The sequence below is a fragment of the Amycolatopsis sp. NPDC045836 genome (genome assembly GCF_056431745.1).
In genome coordinates, this window is sequence record NZ_JBWKKF010000005.1 from 249,690 (window position 1) to 268,553 (window position 18,864).

The following is an 18,864-nucleotide window of genomic DNA, read 5'->3' on the forward strand; positions in this document are numbered from 1 at the left end:
TTCAGACTTCTTCCGTTCGCTGCCCGCCGGGACATATGTTGTCGCCCACAACATTTGCGCGACGGTGCGCCGATCCGGGCAGGATCGTGGTGCCCGGGCGCGGAATCCGGGAAGGACAACGGATGCGCAGGACAAAGACTCTTGCCCTCTTCGCCGCGGCGGCGAGCGTCACGATCGCACTGGCGGGCTGCGGGGCGAACTCCGAGGCGCCGTCCGGCGGCTCGAGCGAGACCGCCGCGGCCGGCAACCAGCCGGCCACCGGCGGCGCGAAGGTCGGCGTGGTGCTGCCGGAGACGGCCACCTCGGCCCGCTGGGAAGGCTTCGACAAGCCGTACATCGAGCAGGCGCTGCGTGCCGCCGGCCTCGACCCCGACGTGCAGAACGCCCAGGGTGACGTGCAGAAGTTCGCCACCCTCGCCGACGGCATGATCGCCCAGGGCGTCAAGGTGCTGATCATCGCCTCGATCAACAGCGAGGTCGGCAACGCGGTGGCGACCAAGGCGCGCAACGCCGGCATCCCCACCATCGACTACGACCGCCTCAACCTCGGCGGCACCTCCGACTACTACGTCTCGTTCGACAACGAGAAGGTCGGCGAGCTGCAGGGCCAGGCGCTGGCCGACGCGCTCAAGGACAAGCCCGCCGCCCAGGTCATCGAGATCGAGGGCGCGCCGACGGACAACAACGCGACCCTGTTCTACAACGGCCAGCAGCGCGTGCTGGGCCCGCTGTACACCTCGGGCGCGCTGAAGCTGGTCCAGAAGCAGGCCATCGACAACTGGGACAACCAGAAGGGTGGCTCGACCTTCGAGCAGATCCTGACCGGCAACGGCGGCAAGGTCGACGGCGTGGTCGCCGCGAACGACGGCCTGGCGGGCGCGATCATCACCGTGCTGAAGAAGAACGGCCTCAACGGCACCGTCCCGGTCACCGGCCAGGACGCCACCGCCGACGGCCTGAAGAACATCCTCCGCGGTGACCAGTACATGACCGTGTTCAAGCCGATCAAGGAAGAGGCCGAGGCCGCCGCCAAGCTGGCCGCCGCGCTGGCCAAGGGCGACAAGGCCGCCGCCGACGCGCTGGCCACCGGCTCCTCCCGCGACGACAAGGGCGGCCGCGACGTCAAGTCGGTGCTGCTGACCCCGCAGACCGTGCTCAAGGCCGACATCAAGAAGGTCGTCGACCAGGGTTACGTCAAGGCGTCGGAGATCTGCGCCGGCGACCTGCAGCCGGCCTGCGCCGAACTCGGCATCCAGTAGCCGAGCCCACGCTCCGGGATGGGGTGCGTACCCCGAAGGCGCACCCCATCCCGGGCCCACCCCCCTTATCCAGCAGCCCGGAGAAAACTCAGATGACAGTTCCGATTCTCGAACTCAAAGCGGTGAACAAGAGCTTCGGCCCGGTCCACGTCCTGCACGACGTGGACTTCTCGGTGCGGGCGGGCGAAGTCACCGCGCTGGTCGGTGACAACGGTGCCGGTAAGTCGACGCTGGTCAAGAGCATCGCCGGGATCCACCCGACCGACTCCGGGGAAGTGCTGTTCCAGGGGGAACCGGTCAGCATCAAGGGCCCGAAGGACGCCGCCGCGCTCGGCATCGAGGTCGTCTACCAGGACCTGGCGCTGGCCGACAACCTCGACATCGTGCAGAACATGTTCCTCGGCCGGGAGCGCGGCAGCGGCTGGCTGCTCGACGAGGCCAGCATGGAGCAGGCCGCCCGCGAGACGCTGGCGTCGCTGTCGGTGCGCACGGTGAAGTCGGTGCGCACGCCGGTCTCGGCGCTCTCCGGTGGCCAGCGGCAGACCGTGGCCATCGCCAAGTCGGTGCTGTGGGACAGCAAGGTGGTGCTGCTCGACGAGCCGACCGCCGCGCTGGGCGTCGCGCAGACCCGCCAGGTGCTCGACCTGGTCCGCCGCCTCGCCGAGCAGGGCCTCGGGGTGGTGCTGATCAGCCACAACATGGCGGACGTGTTCGAGGTCGCCGACCGCATCGCGGTGCTCTACCTCGGCCGCCTCGTCGCCGACGTGCACACCAAGAACGTCACCCACGGGCAGGTGGTCGAGCTGATCACCGCCGGTCGTTCCGGCGACCTCGGCCTGGCCCGTCCCGAAGCCGCAGTGCTGTAACAGCCGCCATCCGCTGGAGAAAAGAAGAACCATGACAGAGACCCCCGCCAAGCCGGCCGAGCCGGAGGTGACCGGCTCCGGGTCCGCCAAGGCCGCGATCTCCGACTTCGGGATCGACACCACCTCGATGTCCACCGCGGAAGCCGTCCGCGACTACTTCTCCCGGTTGCGCGCCGGGCAGCTCGGCTCGCTGCCCGCGCTGCTCGGGCTGGTCGTCCTGGTCGCGGTGTTCGCCGGGATGTCGGACGTGTTCCTCTCGCTGAACAACATCGCGAACCTGCTGGCGCAGGGCGCCGGGCAGACGATCATCGCGATGGGCATCGTGTTCGTGCTGCTGATCGGCGAGATCGACCTGGCCGCGGGCACCGCGTCCGGGGTGACCGCCGCGGTGATGGCGATGCACTACGTGGAGAACGGCAACCTGCTCGGCGGCATGGGCTCCACGGTGTTCTACATCTTCGTGATCGTGCTCGGCGTCGGTGCCGCGCTGGCGATCTTCCTGCGGATCTGGGTCGGCGCCGTGCTCTCGGTGGTGGCCATCGCGATCGCGCTGCTCGGCATCGCCGCCAACCCGTGGGTGGAGATGCTGCTGGCGCTGTGCGTCGGCGCGGCGATCGGCTCGATCACCGGCTTCCTGGTGTCCAAGATCGGCATGCCCTCGTTCGTGGTCACGCTGGCGCTGTTCCTCGCCTGGCAGGGCGTCATCCTGCAGTTCATCGGCGACGGCGGGGTGCTCGGCATCAGCTCGTCGAGCGTGCTGGACAAGGTGGCCAACGGCAACCTGTCCACCTTCGGCAGCTGGCTGCTGTTCGTCCTCGGCGCGGGCGGGTTCGCCGCGGTGACCCTCGGCAGGCACTTCACCCGGCTCAAGCGCGGGCTGGTCACCCAGCCCACCCCGCTGGTGCTGTTCAAGGTCGGCGGCATCGCCGTGCTCGCCGCGGTGGCCACCTACCTGCTCACGCTGAACCGCGCGCCCAGCCCGACCATCGTCATCTCGGGCGTGCCGTACGTGGTGCCGATCGTGCTGGTGCTGCTGACCATCGGCACCTACGTGCTCAACCGCACCCGCTACGGCCGCCACATCTACGCCGTCGGCGGCAACGCCGAGGCGGCGCGCCGGGCGGGCATCAACGTGACCAAGATCCGGGCCAGCGTCTTCGTGGTGTCCTCGGCGGTGGCCGCGGTCGGCGCGATCGTCTACTCGTCGAAGGTCGGTTCGGTGGACCCGCAGGCCGGTGGCCTGAACACGCTGCTGTTCGCGGTCGGCGCGGCGGTGATCGGCGGCACCTCGCTGTTCGGCGGCAAGGGCCGGGTCTTCGACGCGGTGATCGGCGGTACCGTGCTGGCCGTGGTGGCGAACGGCCTCGGCCTGCTCAAGCAGCCCGCCGCGGTGGTCTCCATCGTGACCGGGCTGGTGCTGCTGCTGGCGGCCACCGTGGACGCGCTTTCGCGGCGTCGCGCGGCGGCTTCGCCGCGTTGACCTTGCACGTGGGACGATAACCATCGTGACCAGCACGCCCGTTGCACGACCCGACGAGGTGCGCAGGCACAATCGCACGACCCTGCTGCGCTTGCTGCACGTGGGCGGCCCGGTCACCCGGGCCGCCCTGGCCACCGAGCTGGGGCTCAACCGCAGCACCATCAAGACGCTGGTGGACAGCCTCGCCGAGGCCGGGGTGGTCGAGGAGCGGGTGCCGCGACCGGGGCGGGGTGCCGGGCGCCCCTCGCTGCTCGTGCTGCCGCAGCCGCAGGCCGCGGTGGTGCTCGCGGTGGACATCCAGGTCGAGCACGTCGCCCTCGCGCTGGTCGGCCTCGGCGGGCAGATCCTCGGCCGCAACAGCTGGAACCTGCGTGGCCGCTCGCGGGAACCGGACGAGGTGATCACGCACGTCATCGAGTCGGCCGGCATGCTCGCCGCCGACCTCGGCGTGCAGCCGATCGGCACCGGTATCTCGGTGCCCGGTGTGGTCCGGCGCTCCGACGGGCACGTGCACCAGGCACCCAACCTCCGCTGGACCGACGTGGCGCTCGGCGAGCGGCTCGGCTCGGTGCTGCGGATGCCGGTGGTCGTCGGCAACGACGCCGAGCTGGGCGCGGTCGCCGAGCACCTGCGCGGGGTCGCCAAGGGCTCCTCGGACGCGGTGTACATCTCGGCGGACGTCGGGGTCGGCGGCGGGGTGATCGCCGACGGCTCCTCGTTGCGCGGGGCCGCCGGGTACATCGGCGAACTGGGGCACATGGTCATCCGGCCCGGCGGGCGCGACTGCTACTGCGGCAGCAGCGGCTGCTGGGAGACCGAGGTGGGGGAGGCGGCGCTGCGGCGCGCGCTGGACGTCTCCGAGGAAACCCCGCGCGGGGTGCTGCTGGTCGAGCTGCGCGAGCTGGAGAAGGACCCGGCGAAGGCGGCCGAGAAGCTCGGCGAGTTCGCCGAGTGGCTGACGCTGGGCCTGGTCAACGTGGTGAACCTGCTGGGCCCGCAGCTGGTGGTGCTCGGAGAGCTGTTCGCCATGCTGCCGGAGGAGGTCGTGCGCCAGGTCACCGCCGAGGTGCAGCGGCGCAGCATGGTCAGCCGCGCGGTCGGCGGCACCCGGATCGTGCCCTCCGCGCTCGGCGTGGACGTCAAGCTGCTGGGCGCCGCCGAAGTGGCCTTCGAAAGCGTCCTGGACACGGTGTGAACCCGGCGAGGTCGCGCCGGTCAACCGGGGGAGGCGCGACGGACCGCCCGCGGCACGGCGTGCCTCCCCCGGTTGACCGGGTCCGCAGCGATCTCGCCGCCGCGCCGGAGGCGCGGCCGAGAATGCAGAGGGCGGAGACCTCCTGCCGGAGATCTCCGCCCGAGACGGATGGGTGAACCAGCCGGGTGGCTGCTCGGGGTCAGCCCCGCTCGATGTTCGCTTCGAGTTCCTTGAGCTTGCCCTCGTGGGCCCTGGCGTGGTGGCCGCAGAAGAGCAACTCGCCACCGTTGCGGAGCACGGCGCGAACCTGGGCCGCCGCGCCGCACCGGTCGCAACGGTCCGCAGCGGTCAGTTCGGGGCGGGTGAGCGTAGGCGAAGTCATGGGAGTCTCCCTCCGTCCCGGCACCGGCGGGGCCGATGCCATCGATCCAGCCGCGACCACTCCGGTACTTATCCGGGGACGGGGGCGTCTCCGGCTCCTCGGTGTTCGCTGCTTCTACTCTTGCAGACGTTTCGCGAGCCGCAAGTGTTCCCGTGTCCGTGGGAGGTGTGTCACGCCGATTTACCCCGGATGTCGCAAGTGGGCCCCGCCGGTGGGAACAGCCGGTGATGGTGTATGGGGTTTCCGCAGGTCAGAACGGCTTTGCCAGGTTTGCTCCGGCGGCCGCTTCCGGTGGCTGAAACGGGGTCACGAAACCGTGTTCGTTCAGAGCTGAATTTTGCATCGTTATCGGCTGGAAGGCGTTGCGTGACGAAAATCGGACATCCGGCCGGGCTCGAGGTTTACTCGGTTTGTCCTCGAATTCCCTGGTGGGGAACCAAAAAATAGGCTAAGCGCGGGACCGGGGCGCGGGTGGCGCCGGGCACCGGCTGCCACTGGCCGGTGGGCTGCCGTGGCCTTCGTCACGCTGCGTGCCCGCCCCCGGGTTCGGCAAGAAAAAAGAAGGGATCGCGGACCGTCACCGGAGCCGGACGCCGTAGCAGCGCTCGCCGTTGGCCCGCCAGAAGCCGGTGGGGTCGCCGAGCCCCGCGGCCGACACCAGCTGCTCGGTGAACCGGACCACGTCGCCGTACTCGGCCCGGAGGCGGCAGACGGGCCAGTCGCTGCCGAAGAGCACCCGGTCCTCGCCGAAGTGCTCGAAGGCGAAGGCCGCGTACGGGACGAACCGGTCGATCGGGGCCTCGGCCTCGACCTCGGTGCGCAGGCCGGAGAGCTTGCACCAGGTGTTCGGCAGCTCGGCCAGCCGCCGCATCCAGGTGCGCCAGTCCTCGTCCGCCGCCCAGACGTAGGAGGGCTTCGACAGGTGGTCCAGCACGACGGTCAGCTCCGGCAGCTCGCTGAGCACCGCGTGCAGCACGGGCAGGTGCCGGGGGAAGGTCAGCGCCTCGAACCGGACCCCGGCCCCGGCCAGCGCCCGCAGTCCCGGCCGGACCTCCGGCCTGCCGATCCAGTCGTCGTCCGGCAGGTCCTGCAGCATCGGCCGCACGGCGAGGAAGTACGGGTCGGCGGCCAGCTCGGGCAGCGCGTCCGGCTGGTCGAGCGGCAGCCAGCCGGTCACGCCGAGGATGAACTCGGTGCGGGCGGCCAGGTCCAGCAGGAACCGGGTCTCGGCCACGCTCGGCGCGGCCTGCACGGCGATGGTGCCGGTGACGCCCGCGGCGGCCAGTTCGGGGGCGAGGCGGTCCGGCAGGTGCTCCTCGGGCAACGGGCCGTCCGGCGGCATCCACGGGTAGTCGCCGCGGTCGACGCCCGCCCGGCTCCACAGGTGGTGGTGCGTGTCGAAGAGGGCCACCCGGCCGAACCTAGCGATCGGCCCGCGGCCCGGCCAGCCCCGCTTCCTGGGCCAGGATCGCCGCCTGCACGCGCGAGCGCAGGTCCAGCTTGGTCAGCACCCGCGACACGTGCGTTTTGACCGTGGTCTCCCCGATGAACAGCCTGCTCGCGATCTGCGCGTTCGACAGGCCCTCGCCGAGGCAGCCGAGCACCTCGCGTTCCCGTTCGGTCAGCTCGCCCAGCCCGGCCGGTGCGGCCGGCCGCGGTGGTGCGGCGGTGGCGAACGCGCTGATCAGCTTGCGGGTGATCTGCGGCGCCAGCACGCCCTCCCCGGCGTGCACCAGCCGCACCGCTTCCACCAGGCGCGCCGCTTCGACCGACTTGAGCAGGAAGCCCGCCGCCCCGGCGCGCAACGCGGCGAAGACGTACTCGTCGAGGTCGAAGGTGGTCAGCACGAGCACCTGCCCGAGTTCCGCGGCGACCAGCTCGCGGGTGGCCGCGATGCCGTCCACGCCCGGCATCCGGACGTCCATCAGCGTGACGTCCGGCCGCAGCGCCCGTGCCTGGCGCACGGCGGTGGCGCCGTCGGCCGCCTCGCCGACCACCTCGATGCCCTCGGCGTGGTTCAGGATCATCACCAGCCCGGCGCGGATGGCGCCGTGGTCGTCGGCGACGAGGACGCGGATGCTCACGCCTGCCCCCCGATCGGCAGCGCGGCGAAGACCCGCCAGCCCGGTGCGGCCGGGCCCGCGCTGAACGAGCCGCCGAGGGCCTGGGCCCGCTCACGCATGTTCAGCAGGCCGTGCCCGGGGTCCGCGGCGCGACCGGCGGTGGTCAGCTCGTTGGTGACTTCCACGGTGAGCATCCTGCCGTCGAGCCGGACGCACACCGAGGCCGAGGTGCCCGGCGCGTGCTTGACCGCGTTCGTCAGCGCCTCCTGGGCGATCCGGTAGGCGGTCAGGTCGACCGCGGCCGGCAGCGCGACCTCCGGGCCGACCTCGTTGGTCACGGTCACCACCACCCCGCTCGCCCGCGCCGATTCGACCAGCTTGCGCAGCTCACCGAGGCGGGCAGGCGCGGTGGTCTCGTCCTCCCCGACGCCGCCCGAGCGCAGCAGGCCGATCATCGCGCGCATTTCTTCGAGCGCGTCGACGCTGTTGCCGCGCACCGAACGCAGCACCTCCCGCACGGTTTCCGGGCGCGCACCGTCTGCCACGGACAACGCGGCCTCGGACTGGATGGCGATGGCGGACAGGTGCCCGGCGATCACGTCGTGCAGGTCGCGGGCCATCCTGGCGCGTTCGGCGGTGACCGCGGCCTCCCGGTCCAGTTCGGCGATCCTGGCCAGCTGCTCGGCGTTGGCGCGTTCCCGCAGCGCGATCTCCCGGTGCGTGCGGACGTTGGAGGCCCACCACACCGGCGTGATGATGAACGGCACCGCCGCGACCGCGGCGAGCACCGCGGTGCGCCAGTCGGCGGCGAGGATCAGCGCGAGCACGACGGCGCCGAGCGTGCTGATCGCGGCGAGCGCGATCATCGCGCGGCTGAGCCGCCGTGAGCCGTAGAGGGTGGCGGCGTAGAGGTGGTCGGAGAAGGCGACCAGCAGGGGCGCGGACATGCCGAGCGCGATGTCGGCGCCGAACGGCACCGCGGCCAGCGCCAGTGCCAGCCCGGGTCTGCGGCGCCGCAGCAGTTGCAGCGCGCACACCGCCGCCAGCAACAGGAAGCGGGTCCAGACCAACGCCGTCGGCCCGCCGAAGAGCGGGTAGATGCCCGAGGCGTAGAGCAGTGATCCACCGGCGAAGTAGACCAGGGCGATGCCGACGTCCTGGGTGAACGGCGGCAGCCGGCGGTAGTCCAGTCGCACGTGGACCATCAGAGCACACCGCCCGCCCCGGCTCGTCCTCCGAAGTGATGACCACCCGCTCCTGCGGTCCGGGGACGCGCGGGCGCGGGGCCGGCCCGCAGGCTGGGTGCCATGGACGAGGTGATCGGCTTCCTCCGGGACAACCCGATGGCGGCGGTGGTCGCGGCGGGGGAGATCGGGTTCTGGGTGTGCATCGGGGCCGGGCTGGCCGCGCGCTACCTGCTCAAGCTGCGGCGGACCAGCCTGGTGCTGCTGGCGATGACGCCGGTGATCGACGTGGTGGTGCTGATCGCCACCACGGTCGACCTGGCGGGCGGCGGCCGGGCGTCGTGGACGCACGGGCTGGCCGCGCTCTACCTCGGCTTCAGCGTGGTGTTCGGGCCCAGCCTGATCCGCTGGGCCGACGTGCGGTTCGCACACCGGTTCGCCGGTGGCCCGCCGCCGGTCGAGCGCGGGGGCGCCGACCGGCTGCGGCACGAGTGGCGTGAGTGGGGCAAGTGCCTGCTCGCCTGCGCCATCGCCGCGGTGGTGCTGCTGGTGCTGGTCTTCGTGGTCGGCACGCCGGAGCAGACGACCGCGCTGTGGTCCGGCGGCGGCGCCTGGCTGCCGCGGCTGGGGTGGATCGCCGGGATCTGGCTGGTCACCGGTCCGGTGTGGCAGCTGTTCTCCACGGGAACCAGGGAAGGGGTACGACGGTGATCGAGGTGCTGGGCATCATCCTGGTGGTGCAGGGGGTCGGGGGATTCATCAACCGGGTGGCGGAGAGCTCGTCGAAGAGCTGGTTCGTGCAACTGCACCTGCTGCCGGACTGGGCGCACCTGCCGGTGAGCGCGGGCATGGCCCTGCTCGGCGCGGTGCTGGTGCTCGCCGAGACGGCGCGGCGGCGGAAGCGCTCGGGCTGAGGGACCGGCGGTACCGGGCTGGCGCAGCTCACCGCGCCACTGCGAAGCAGCTGTCGCGCACAGCTACTTCGCAGTGGTGTGCGGGACTAGAGGGGGTTGGGTTCCCCCAGCGGAGCGGTGCAGAAGGGACCGCCGATGTGGTCGGCGGCGATGCCGGTGGGGCCGGGGGCGTCCGCCAGTTCCCCGGCGTAGGACTCGGCGTCGTCGAGGGGGTGGTAGCCGAGGGCGGCGGCTTCGGCCAGGGAGAACAGCCGGCGCTTGTTGTCCGAGACGCCCCAGACGAGCCGGTAGCCGGGCGACGGGGTGGTCAGGCAGGCTTCGAACAACCGGGCACCGTCGTCGGGGGAGAGCCAGGTGGTCAGGCCCCGCGGGCCCAGCACGACCGGGGTTTCGAAGCACGAGCCGATCCGGACGCACAGCACGTCCATGCCGAACCGCGACGCGTACAGGCTGCCCAGCGCCTCCATCGCCGCCTTGCCGACGCCGTAGTAGGTGTCCGGGCGCGGGCTGGAATCGGCGGGCAGGCCGTCGGGGCCGGCTTCGTCGTTGCGGCGGAAGCCGACCGAGTGGTTGCTCGACGCCAGGATGACCCGCTTGACGCCCGCCGCCTGCGCCGCGGCCAGGGCGATCTGCGTGCCGTTGATGTTGACCTCGAGGATCTCTTCCCAGGTGTTCTCGCGGCTGTGCCCGCCGAGGTGGATCAGCGCGTCGGCACCTTCGCAGGCCCGGGCCATCACCTCGGGGTCGGTCACCGATCCGGTCAGCACCTCGACCGCTTCACCCGGCTCCGCCGGAGCGGGCTCGCGCACGTCGAGCAACCGCAGGATCCGGCCCGGTTTGGCCAGCCGGGGCCGCATCAGGGTGCCGACCACCCCGGACGCACCCGTGATCAGGACGCGCTCGTCTGCCATGACGCCTCTTTCTTCAACCAGGAGAACTTCAGCGGATACCGGCGCGTCGCAGGGTTTGCCCGAGTTCGCTGGTGATCTCGGCGATCAGCTCGCCCGCCCGCCGCGCCTCGGCCTCGGTGACCTGGTCGACCGGCATCGAGCAGCTGAGCGCGTCGGTGCCGGGGATGCGGTAGGGCACCACCGCGGCCACGCACCGGATGCCCGGCGTGCCTTCTTCGACCTCCGAGGCGTAACCGCGTTCGCGGGTCTCGGCGAACTGCCGGTGCAGCTCGTCGAGCGAGGTCACCGTGTTCGGCGTGAGCGGGGTCAGCGGGTTCGGCAGCAGCGCGTCGATCTCGTCGTGGGTGAGTTCGGCGAGCAGCACCTTGCCCAGCGCGGTCGCGTGCGCGGGCAGCGTGCGCCCGACCCGCGACACCAGGTGGATGGACTTCGCGGACTCCCGCGTCTCCAGGTACACCACCTCGGTGCCGTTGCGCCGCGCGTAGTGCGCGGTGAACCCGGTGCGCTCCCGCACCTTCTCCAGCGCCTCGGTGGCGAACGGCACCACCGGGTCCCGGTCGAGGTAGGCGGTGCCGCAGATCAGCGCCCGCACCCCCAGCCGGTAGCGGGTGCCGCTGGAGTCGGTCTCCAGCCAGCCCGCCTCGTGCAGCGTCCGCAGCAGCCCGTGCAGGCTGGACCGCGGGAACCCGGTGCGGGTGTGCAGCTCCGAAAGCGACATCCACACGTCGTTCTCGGCGAAGGTCTCCAGCAGATCGATGGCACGTCGCGCGGATTTGACGCCTGCCGGCTCTGTGTTGCTCTCACCGGCTGAAACAGCCGTCGGCTGAGCCATCGACCCCTCCTCCACCTGCAGGTTGACTTGTGTCCGCACCCATATTAACGTCCTGCGACAGTGTTCTTGTAGGTGAACGTGCGTCACAATAGCAGACTTGATTCATAGATGTGAACAGAAGGATTCCGATGCCCAGCACCGAACTGGACGGCCTGCTCGCGTTCCCGCTCACCCCGTTCACCGACGACCTCGAGGTGGACCTCGATGCCTTCGCGGATCACGTGGAACGGCACCTCGAAGCCGGGGCGGGGGCGTTGTTCGTCGCGTGCGGCACGGGGGAGTTCAGTTCGCTGGGACCCGACGAGGTGCAGGCGCTGCTGCGCCGGGCCAAGGAGGTCGCCGGCGGCCGCGTGCCGATCTGGGTGGGCGCCGGTGGCGGCGCCGCGACCGCACGCGCCGGGGTGGCGGCGGCCGAAGCCGGGGGAGCGGACGGGGTGCTGCTGTTGCCGCCGTACCTGGTCACCGGGCCGCCGGAAGGGCTCGTCGACCACGTTCGCCACAGCCTCGGCGACAGCGGGGTGCCGGTGATCGTCTACCACCGCTCGCCGGGGGTGTTCACCGCCGGCGCCGCCGTGCGGCTGCTCGAACTGCCGTCGGTGGCCGGGTTGAAGGACGGGTACGGCGACGTGGACCTGATGACCCGGATCGTCACCGGCATCCGCGGCGCGGACGACCCCCGTGGCCAGGAGTTCCTGTTCTTCAACGGCTTGCCGACCGCCGAGGTCTCGGCACGGGCCTACTCGGCCATCGGCGTCGCGCGCTATTCGTCGGCGGTGCACTGCTTCGCGCCGGAAATCGCGCACGCCTTCCACCGCGCACTGTCCACCGGGGACGGTGCCACGATGGACGCGCTGCTGGCCGGGTTCTACCTGCCGCTGGTGGCCCTGCGGGACGAGACGCCCGGTTTCGCCGTGTCGCTGGTCAAGGCCGCCGCCCGGTTGCGCGGGGAGAAGGTCGGCACGGTGCGCCCGCCGTTGCGCGAACCCGGTCCGGACCAGCTCGACCGGCTGGAAGCCATCGTCGCCGAGGGATTCGCGGTGCTGGACCGGATCGGCGGCCGCCGATGAGGGTCACGGGTTACGCCTACCCATGGGACGTGCTGGACGCCCCGGGTTTTGTCGAGCGCGCCGCCGAACTGGCGGTGGACGAGGTCGCGGTGGCGGTCTCCTACCACAGCGCGCGGGCGGCGACGCCCTGGTCGGCCACGACTTCGTCGGTCATCGCCCGGCACGCCGCGTTCTACCGCCCGGTCCGGGAGGGCGCGTGGGGCCGGTTGCGCCCGGCGACGCCGGACTGGGTGGCTGCCGAGGACAGCGCCGGTGACGCGGTGCGGGTGCTGGACGAGGCCGGGATCCCCGCCGCCGCGTGGCTGGTGTTCACGCACAATTCGCTGCTGGGCACGGAAAACCCGGACGTCGCGGTGCGGAACTGCTTCGGCGAGGTGTATCCGTGGGCGTTGTGCCCGGCGAACGAGCAGGTCCGGGAGTACGCCGCCCGTGTCGCCGCGGAAAGCCTGCGGGGACTGGACTTCCGGTCGGTGGTCCTGGAAGCCTGCGGCCCGCTCGGCGCGGTGCACCAGCACCAGCACGAGAAGACCGACGGCGTGTGGTCGCCCGCCGCGGCCCGCGTGCTCTCGATCTGCTGCTGCGACGCCTGCGCGGCGAACTGGGAAGCCGAACCCGGCGAAGTCCGGGCCGCGCTCGCCGCGGCGGCCCGCCGGCTGATCACCAGCGGGGACCTCGGAGCCATCGAGGACGAACTGGACCCGGGTTTCCAGGCCACCGTGCTCGCCGGACGGCAGCGCGCCACCGACGCGCTGCGGGCCGGTGTGCTCGCCGCAATCGGTTCCGGGCCTAGACTGGTGCTGCACGGGGCGCTGGACCCGTGGGTGACCGGGGCGCTGCCGGGGCTGACCCCGAGCGCGCCCGGGGACGTGCACTCCGTGGTGCTCCAGTGCTGGACGCCGGGCCGGGTCAGCGTGGACGCGGTCGCCGCCGCCCGTGCCGCGTTGCCGCCCGCGGTGGACGTCGGCGCGTACATCACCGCGGTGGCCGCGAACCCGGTGCCCGAGATCGATCGCTACACCGCCGGGCTGGCCGAGGCCGGCGCCGGTGAACTGCACCTGTACCACCTCGGCCTGGCCGGAGCCGGTCGCTGGGCCGACCTCCGGGCAGCCGTGCGCGGTGCCCGATCCGTCTCCTAGGAGTCTGTGCTTTGTCTGCCGAATTCATCGAAGAAACCGAAGAAGCCGAGCTGGAGCGGGTGCTGGCCGCCGCCGCGCTGGCCGCGCCCGCGCTCGCCGAGAGCACACCGGGGGAGCGGGCGGGCTGGCTGAGCGCCGCCGCCGACGCGCTGGACGCGGCAGCCGACGAACTGGTCGTGCTGGCCGCCGAGGAGACCCACCTGCCCGAGTCGCCGCGCCTGCGTGGCGAGCTCAAGCGCACCACCTTCCAGCTGCGGTTGTTCGGCCAGGTGCTGACCGACGGCGCGTTCCTGCGCGCCACCGTGGACCACGCCGACCCGGACTGGCCGATGGGCCCGCGCCCGGACATCCGCCGGGTGCTCACCCCGATCGGCCCGGTGCTGGTGTTCGCCGCCGGCAACTTCCCGTTCGCGTTCAGCGTGGCCGGTGGGGACACCGCTTCGGCACTGGCCGCGGGCTGCCCGGTGGTGCTCAAGGCGCACCCCGGCCACCACCGCCTGTCCGGCCGGACCGGTGCGGTGCTGGGGGCCGCACTGCGGTCGGCCGGTGCCCCGGAGGGCGTTTTCGCCGTGGTCCACGGCCGGGAGACCGGGGTGAAGGCGTTGACGGACCCGCGGATCTCGGCGGCGTCGTTCACCGGTTCGGTGCCCGGCGGGCGGGCGCTGTTCGACATCGCCAACTCCCGGCCGGTGCCCATCCCGTTCTACGGCGAACTGGGCAGCGTCAACCCGGTGGTGGTCACGCCGGGAGCGGTGAAGGCCCGCGGCGAGGAGATCGCGAAGGGTTACGCCGCCTCGTTCACCCTGGGCGCCGGGCAGTTCTGCACCAAGCCCGGCCTGGTGTTCCTGCCCGGCGAGCACGGGCTGGACACCGCGCTCAAGTCCGCTGTGGACGGTGTCGCCGCGCAGGAAATGCTCAACGACCGCATCTCGGCGGGGTATGCCGAGGGCGTGGCCGCGCTGCGGGCCGCCGACGGGGTCGAGGTGGTGGCCGCCCCGGAGGGCGCCGGTACCGGTTTTGTGCCGACCCTGCTCAGCACCACCGCGGAGAACTTCGCCAAGGGGGCGGAGGTGCTGCGGCACGAGTGCTTCGGCCCGGCCTCGCTGGTGATCACCTATTCCAGCCGGGAGGAGCTGATCGGCCTGCTCAACGGCCTCGAACCGGGCCTGACCGCCACCCTGCACGCCGAAGAGTCCGAAGTGGACGACGTGCGGCCGCTGCTGGCCCCGCTCGCCCGCATCGCCGGCCGGGTGCTGTTCAACGACTGGCCCACCGGGGTCACGGTCACCTGGGCGCAGCAGCACGGCGGCCCGTACCCGGCCACCACCGCGCCGACCACCACCTCGGTCGGCACCGCGGCGATCGACCGCTTCCTGCGGCCGGTCGCCTGGCAGGGCTTCCCGGACGCGCTGCTGCCGCCCGCCCTGCGCGAGGACAACCCGTGGCGGCTGCCGCGGCGGACGGACGGTTCACCGCAGATCCTCTGACTGGGAGAAACGCATGCCCGAACTCACCCGCAGATCAGCGTTGCTCGGCGGGGCGGCGGTCGCCGCGGCCACCACCCTGGTCCCGGCGGCCGCCGGGACCGCCGCGACGGCGGACGACCCGGCGAAGATCATCGGCGCCTACCGGTACCTGCAGGTCGGCGCCGGGCGCACTTCGCCCGAACGGACGCGGGCGGTCCGGGCGCTCGACGAGGTCGCGGTGGCCTGCAACACCGCGATGAACACCTCGATCGACCAGCTGTGGCCGGATCTGCCGGTGGGTCCCGGCAGCACCTACTTCCAGAAGATGTACTACCGGCTGCGCACCATCGCGGTGAACTGGGCGACCCCCGGATCGGCGTTGTCGGCGGATCCGGCGGTGCCGCAGCGCATCCACACCGCGCTGGAAACGCTGTACCGGGTGCAGTACAACGAGCACACCGAGGAAATCGGGAACTGGTACAGCTACGAGATCGGCACCCCGTTGTGGTTGCTGCAAACGCTGGCGTGCACCACGGACCTCATCCCGGCGGCCGACCGCGAGCGGTACCTGCGGCCGGTGCTGCGGTTCATCGCCGACCCCAACCGCCGCACCAACAATCCCGGCGTGGTGGAGACGGGCGCGAACCGGGCCGACAAGGCGACGCTGACCGTGGTGTCCGGGGCCATGACGGGAGACGCCGACCGCATCCGGCTGGGCGTGGACGCGGTGACCGACGTGGCCGGTGGCGGCGCGGCCAGCCTGATCGCGAAGGTGACCGCGGGCGACGGCTTCCACACCGACGGCTCGTTCCTCCAGCACGAAGTGGTGCCGTACTCCGGGCACTACGCGCTGGTGCTGGTGCAGGCGGTGGCCGGGCTGATGGAGCTCACCCGGGGCACGGCGTGGGAACTGCCGGAACCGGTGCGGCGGGCCATCTGCGCCACCGTGCCGGATTCGCTGGCGCCGTTCGTGTTCCACGGCTACGTGATGGAACCGGTGCGCGGCCGGTTCCTGTCGCGGCAGGGCGAAACCGGGCACGACGCCGGGCACCAGCTGACCGCGGCCACCGCGTTGCTCGCCCGCAACGCCCCCGAACCGGAACGCACGCAGCTGACCGGACTGGTCGCCTCCTGGATCCAGCGCGGCAGGTGGGCGCCGTACCTGGAGGTGACCGACGTCGGGCGGTTCTCGGGTGGCCTGCAGCCGGTCGGCGTGCCGGAGATCGAGTACGCGCAGGAACTGCTGGCCGCGAACCCGGCACCGGCGCCGGTGGTCCCGCAGCACCGGGTTTTCGGGCAGCAGGACCGGATGCTGCACGTGACCCCGTCGTGGTCGGCTTCGCTCGGGGTCAGCTCGACGCGGATCTGCCGCTACGAGGCGATCAACTCGATGAACCTGCGTGGCTGGTACACCGGCGACGGGGTGCTGTACGTGTTCCAGCCCGACGCCGAAGGCCACTACAGCGACGCGTACTGGCCCACGGTCGACGCGAAACTGCTGCCCGGCACCACGGCGAAGGACGGTGAGCCGCCGAAGCTGGAGCCGATTCCGATGTCCGGCAAGCCGTTCTCGGGTGGCGTGCGGTTCGACGCCCAGCACGGCGCCTACGGGTTCGACTTCATTTCGCAGGACGGCACGCTCACCGCGAAGAAGTCGTGGTTCTTCACCCCGGACGGAGTGGTGTGCCTGGGTGCGGGCATCACCGACGGCACCGGGGCGAACGTCCGCACCACCATCGAAAACCGCGGCCTGGGCAGCAACCCACGCAACGCGCTGCGGGCCGACGGGCGCCTGCTGCCGGTCGAACCCGGCAAGACGACGGTGCTGCGCAAACCGCGCTGGGTGCACCTCGACGGCGTCGGCGGTTACGTACTGCTGTCCGATGTGGACGTGTCCGTGGTGCGCGAGGACCGGACCGGCGCCTGGGCCGACGTCGACAAGGGTGCCAACACCGGCGGCACGACCACGCCGTACACGCGGCGGTACCAGAAGGTGGTGGTCGAGCACGGCGCTCGGCCGTCCGGTGCGAGCTACGGTTACGTGGTGCTGCCGGGTGCGTCCGCGGCGGCGACGGCGACTTCGGCCGGGTCGTGGCGGGTGCGGTCGAACACCGCCGGCGTGCAGGCGATCCGGTTGCGGGAAGGCACCCTGGTGGCGAACTTCTTCACCGGCGGCACGCTCGACGACCTGACCGTCTCGGGACCCGCGTCGATCGCCGTGGCGCGGGTGCGCGACGGCTGGCGGGTCGCCGTCGCCGATCCCACGCAGCTGCAGCAGTCGATCCGCGTGACGATCCTGCGCAAGTCGGTGGAGGTCGACGTCGCCGGGGCGCTCGGTGCGACCAGAACGGTCGAAATCAGGCGCTGACCTTGCGGGCTTCGACCAGGTACCGCCGTGAATGCGCGACGAACGAGCCCTCCACCAGGATGCGCCGGTGCAGTTCGGCCAGTCGCGGCCGGTACTTGGCCACGGTGAAGTCCGGCACCGTCCAGAGCACCTTGCGCAGGAAGTAGACGACCGCGCCCACGTCGTAGAACACCACGCGCAGCTTCGCGTGGCGCACGTCGAGCACTTCGAGCCCGGCGGCACGGGCCTTCCCGGCGGCCCGGTCGGCGGCGCCGCCGTCCGAGGCGTCGTCACCGGGTTGCGGGCCGAGGAAGTACTCGTACAGCTCGCGGTTGGACCCGGCGCCGACGCCCTGGGTGAGGAAGGTGCCGCCGGGCCGGAGCACCCGGTTGACCTCGGCCCAGGGCACCTCGATCAGGTGCCTGCCGCTGACCAGGTCGAAGCTGTTCTCGCGGAAGGGGAGCGCCCCGTTCTCGGCGGTCAGCACCACCGAGCCGCCGAGCCGCCGCAGGCGTTGCGCGGCGATCGCGGCGTTGGGCGGCCAGCCCTCGGTGGCGACCAGCCGCGTGCCGCCACCGGCCGCGCCGGCGAGCACCTCACCCCCGCCGGTCTGCAGGTCCAGGGCGAGTCCGGCACCGCGGAGGCGATCGGCCAGCAACCGCGAATACCCCCACGGCGGCCGTTCCTCGGTGGCCCGCCCGTCGAACCACGAGAAGTCCCAGCCCTCGACGGGCTCGGCCTCCCCTTCGGCGAGCAGGCGTTCGAACTCCTCCAGATCCACGGGTGACACGCCTGCCGACGCTAGGTGAGCGCGGTCGTGACCGTCCAGTGGATTAGCCCGGTCAGAGCTTCCAGCGCTCGGCCGGGGGCGGTTCCGGCACCAGTTCGGTGGCGAAGGCGGCGGCGATCTCCTCCACCGTCCACCGCGGCCTGGTCAGCACGGGTTCCTTGACCGCGTGCTGCCGCACGACGTGCAGCTGGTTGCCGCGCAGGCGGAGGAGCTGGCCGGTGATCCCCGCGGACAGGTCGCTGAGCAGGTAGGTGACCAGCGGGGCCGCCAGCTCGGGGGTGAGCTCGCGGCTCATCCGCGCCCGCTCGACCGGGTCGGCCTCCACCATGCGGGTCCAGGCCAGCGGGCTGATCGCGTTCACCCGGACACCCGCGGCGGCCAGGTCCACCGCCCACGAGCAGGTCAGCGACGCGATGGCGCCCTTGGACGCCGAGTACGCGGCACCACCCGGCTTGCCGAGCAGCGCGCCGGAGGCCACGTTGACGATCACGCCGGAACCGCGCTCGCGCAGCACCCGCATCGCGGCCAGGCCGGCGAACATCGAGCCGAGCACGTTGACCTCGACCAGTTCCCGGATGCGTGCGGGCTCGTCGTCCCACGGCGGCACCCGGTAGTTGAGCCCGGCGTTGTTGACCAGGCCGTCGACCGCGCCGAAGGCGTGCACGCACCGGTCGATCATCGCTGCGGCCTGGTCGGCGTCGGCCACCGAATGCGTGCTGACCTCGGCCCGCCCGCCTTCGCCGGTGATCAGCGCGGCCACCTCCTCGGCGGGGGCGGGGTCGATGTCGTTGACGAGCACGGCGGCGCCCGCCGCGGCGGCGTGCACCGCGTACGCCCGGCCGAGGCCGCGTCCGGCACCGGTGATGACCACGGCCTTGCCGTCGAGGAGTCCCATGCGCCCAGTCTGGCCGGTAGGTGCCAACCGGGGACCGCTCCCGGGTGGCGTGGCTAGGTTTTTCGGGGAGTGGAAGG

18 protein-coding genes are annotated in these 18,864 nt (G+C 71.9%); 10 read left to right on the plus strand and 8 right to left on the minus strand.

The window, feature by feature from the left end:
- The first annotated feature begins 122 nt into the window (after positions 1-122).
- The 4 genes from AC07EG_RS10905 to AC07EG_RS10920 all read left to right on the plus strand — a co-directional run bounded on the left by AC07EG_RS10905 (position 123) and on the right by AC07EG_RS10920 (position 4,800).
- Complete coding sequence (locus AC07EG_RS10905) at positions 123-1,259, plus strand: sugar ABC transporter substrate-binding protein (protein WP_478252850.1); 1,137 nt, start codon at positions 123-125, stop codon at positions 1,257-1,259.
- 92 nt (positions 1,260-1,351) lie between these two features.
- Positions 1,352-2,125 carry an ATP-binding cassette domain-containing protein gene (locus tag AC07EG_RS10910; RefSeq protein ID WP_478252851.1) on the plus strand — a complete coding sequence of 258 codons (774 nt, stop codon included), beginning with the start codon at positions 1,352-1,354 and terminating at the stop codon, positions 2,123-2,125.
- A 31-nt stretch (positions 2,126-2,156) separates the two neighbouring features.
- Complete coding sequence (locus tag AC07EG_RS10915) at positions 2,157-3,605, plus strand: sugar ABC transporter permease (protein ID WP_478252852.1); 1,449 nt, start codon at positions 2,157-2,159, stop codon at positions 3,603-3,605.
- Between the two features lie 25 nt (positions 3,606-3,630).
- The gene (locus tag AC07EG_RS10920; protein WP_478252853.1) at positions 3,631-4,800 is read left to right on the plus strand and encodes an ROK family protein; all 1,170 of its coding nucleotides are present in this window, start codon (positions 3,631-3,633) and stop codon (positions 4,798-4,800) included.
- A 199-nt stretch (positions 4,801-4,999) separates the two neighbouring features.
- Here AC07EG_RS10920 and AC07EG_RS10925 read toward each other — a convergent pair whose 3' ends face one another.
- The 4 genes from AC07EG_RS10925 to AC07EG_RS10940 form a co-directional block, all read right to left on the minus strand.
- Entirely contained in the window at positions 5,000-5,182 is a 183-nt protein-coding gene (locus AC07EG_RS10925; protein ID WP_478252854.1) for a DUF7455 domain-containing protein, read from the minus strand.
- Positions 5,183-5,759: 577 nt separating this feature from the next.
- Positions 5,760-6,593, minus strand: coding sequence for an amidohydrolase family protein (locus AC07EG_RS10930; RefSeq protein ID WP_478252855.1), 834 nt, complete (start codon positions 6,591-6,593; stop codon positions 5,760-5,762).
- Positions 6,594-6,603: 10 nt separating this feature from the next.
- On the minus strand, positions 6,604-7,266 hold the full coding sequence (locus AC07EG_RS10935) for a response regulator (protein WP_478252856.1): 663 nt from the start codon (positions 7,264-7,266) through the stop codon (positions 6,604-6,606).
- On the minus strand, positions 7,263-8,450 hold the full coding sequence (locus tag AC07EG_RS10940; RefSeq protein ID WP_478252857.1) for a sensor histidine kinase: 1,188 nt from the start codon (positions 8,448-8,450) through the stop codon (positions 7,263-7,265). The genes AC07EG_RS10935 and AC07EG_RS10940 overlap by 4 nt, the downstream gene beginning before the upstream one ends.
- A 102-nt stretch (positions 8,451-8,552) precedes the next feature.
- Between AC07EG_RS10940 and AC07EG_RS10945 the strand changes: the two genes are divergently transcribed.
- Together AC07EG_RS10945 and AC07EG_RS10950 are read left to right on the plus strand one after the other, a co-directional pair.
- Positions 8,553-9,140: a hypothetical protein gene (locus AC07EG_RS10945; protein ID WP_478252858.1), complete on the plus strand. Its 588-nt coding sequence runs from the start codon at positions 8,553-8,555 to the stop codon at positions 9,138-9,140.
- Positions 9,137-9,343, plus strand: coding sequence for a hypothetical protein (locus tag AC07EG_RS10950; protein ID WP_478252859.1), 207 nt, complete (start codon positions 9,137-9,139; stop codon positions 9,341-9,343). Before AC07EG_RS10945 ends, AC07EG_RS10950 begins: the two co-directional genes overlap by 4 nt.
- Before the next feature lie 86 nt (positions 9,344-9,429).
- On the opposite strand, the gene AC07EG_RS10955 is transcribed toward AC07EG_RS10950, so the two are convergent.
- Both AC07EG_RS10955 and AC07EG_RS10960 read right to left on the minus strand, forming a co-directional pair.
- Positions 9,430-10,254 (minus strand): NAD-dependent epimerase/dehydratase family protein, encoded by an 825-nt coding sequence (locus AC07EG_RS10955; protein WP_478252860.1) that lies wholly within the window; start codon positions 10,252-10,254, stop codon positions 9,430-9,432.
- 28 nt (positions 10,255-10,282) lie between these two features.
- Positions 10,283-11,086 (minus strand): IclR family transcriptional regulator, encoded by an 804-nt coding sequence (locus AC07EG_RS10960; protein WP_478252861.1) that lies wholly within the window; start codon positions 11,084-11,086, stop codon positions 10,283-10,285.
- Positions 11,087-11,214: 128 nt separating this feature from the next.
- Between AC07EG_RS10960 and AC07EG_RS10965 the strand changes: the two genes are divergently transcribed.
- From AC07EG_RS10965 to AC07EG_RS10980, 4 genes are read left to right on the plus strand one after another with little or no spacing between them, the layout of a single operon-like run.
- The gene (locus AC07EG_RS10965) at positions 11,215-12,153 is read left to right on the plus strand and encodes a 5-dehydro-4-deoxyglucarate dehydratase (protein ID WP_478252862.1); all 939 of its coding nucleotides are present in this window, start codon (positions 11,215-11,217) and stop codon (positions 12,151-12,153) included.
- Positions 12,150-13,289 carry a hypothetical protein gene (locus AC07EG_RS10970; protein WP_478252863.1) on the plus strand — a complete coding sequence of 380 codons (1,140 nt, stop codon included), beginning with the start codon at positions 12,150-12,152 and terminating at the stop codon, positions 13,287-13,289. The genes AC07EG_RS10965 and AC07EG_RS10970 overlap by 4 nt, the downstream gene beginning before the upstream one ends.
- 11 nt (positions 13,290-13,300) lie before the next feature.
- Positions 13,301-14,776: an aldehyde dehydrogenase (NADP(+)) gene (locus AC07EG_RS10975; protein WP_478252864.1), complete on the plus strand. Its 1,476-nt coding sequence runs from the start codon at positions 13,301-13,303 to the stop codon at positions 14,774-14,776.
- A gap of 13 nt (positions 14,777-14,789) precedes the next feature.
- The gene (locus AC07EG_RS10980; RefSeq protein WP_478252865.1) at positions 14,790-17,123 is read left to right on the plus strand and encodes a polysaccharide lyase 8 family protein; all 2,334 of its coding nucleotides are present in this window, start codon (positions 14,790-14,792) and stop codon (positions 17,121-17,123) included.
- Here AC07EG_RS10980 and AC07EG_RS10985 read toward each other — a convergent pair.
- Both AC07EG_RS10985 and AC07EG_RS10990 read right to left on the minus strand, forming a co-directional pair.
- A complete protein-coding gene (locus AC07EG_RS10985; RefSeq protein ID WP_478252866.1) occupies positions 17,113-17,892 on the minus strand; it encodes a class I SAM-dependent methyltransferase in 780 nt (259 codons plus the stop codon). The two genes, AC07EG_RS10980 and AC07EG_RS10985, sit on opposite strands and share 11 nt — an antisense overlap.
- Positions 17,893-17,944: 52 nt before the next feature.
- A complete protein-coding gene (locus AC07EG_RS10990; protein WP_478252867.1) occupies positions 17,945-18,787 on the minus strand; it encodes an SDR family NAD(P)-dependent oxidoreductase in 843 nt (280 codons plus the stop codon).
- Positions 18,788-18,864 lie beyond the last annotated feature (77 nt).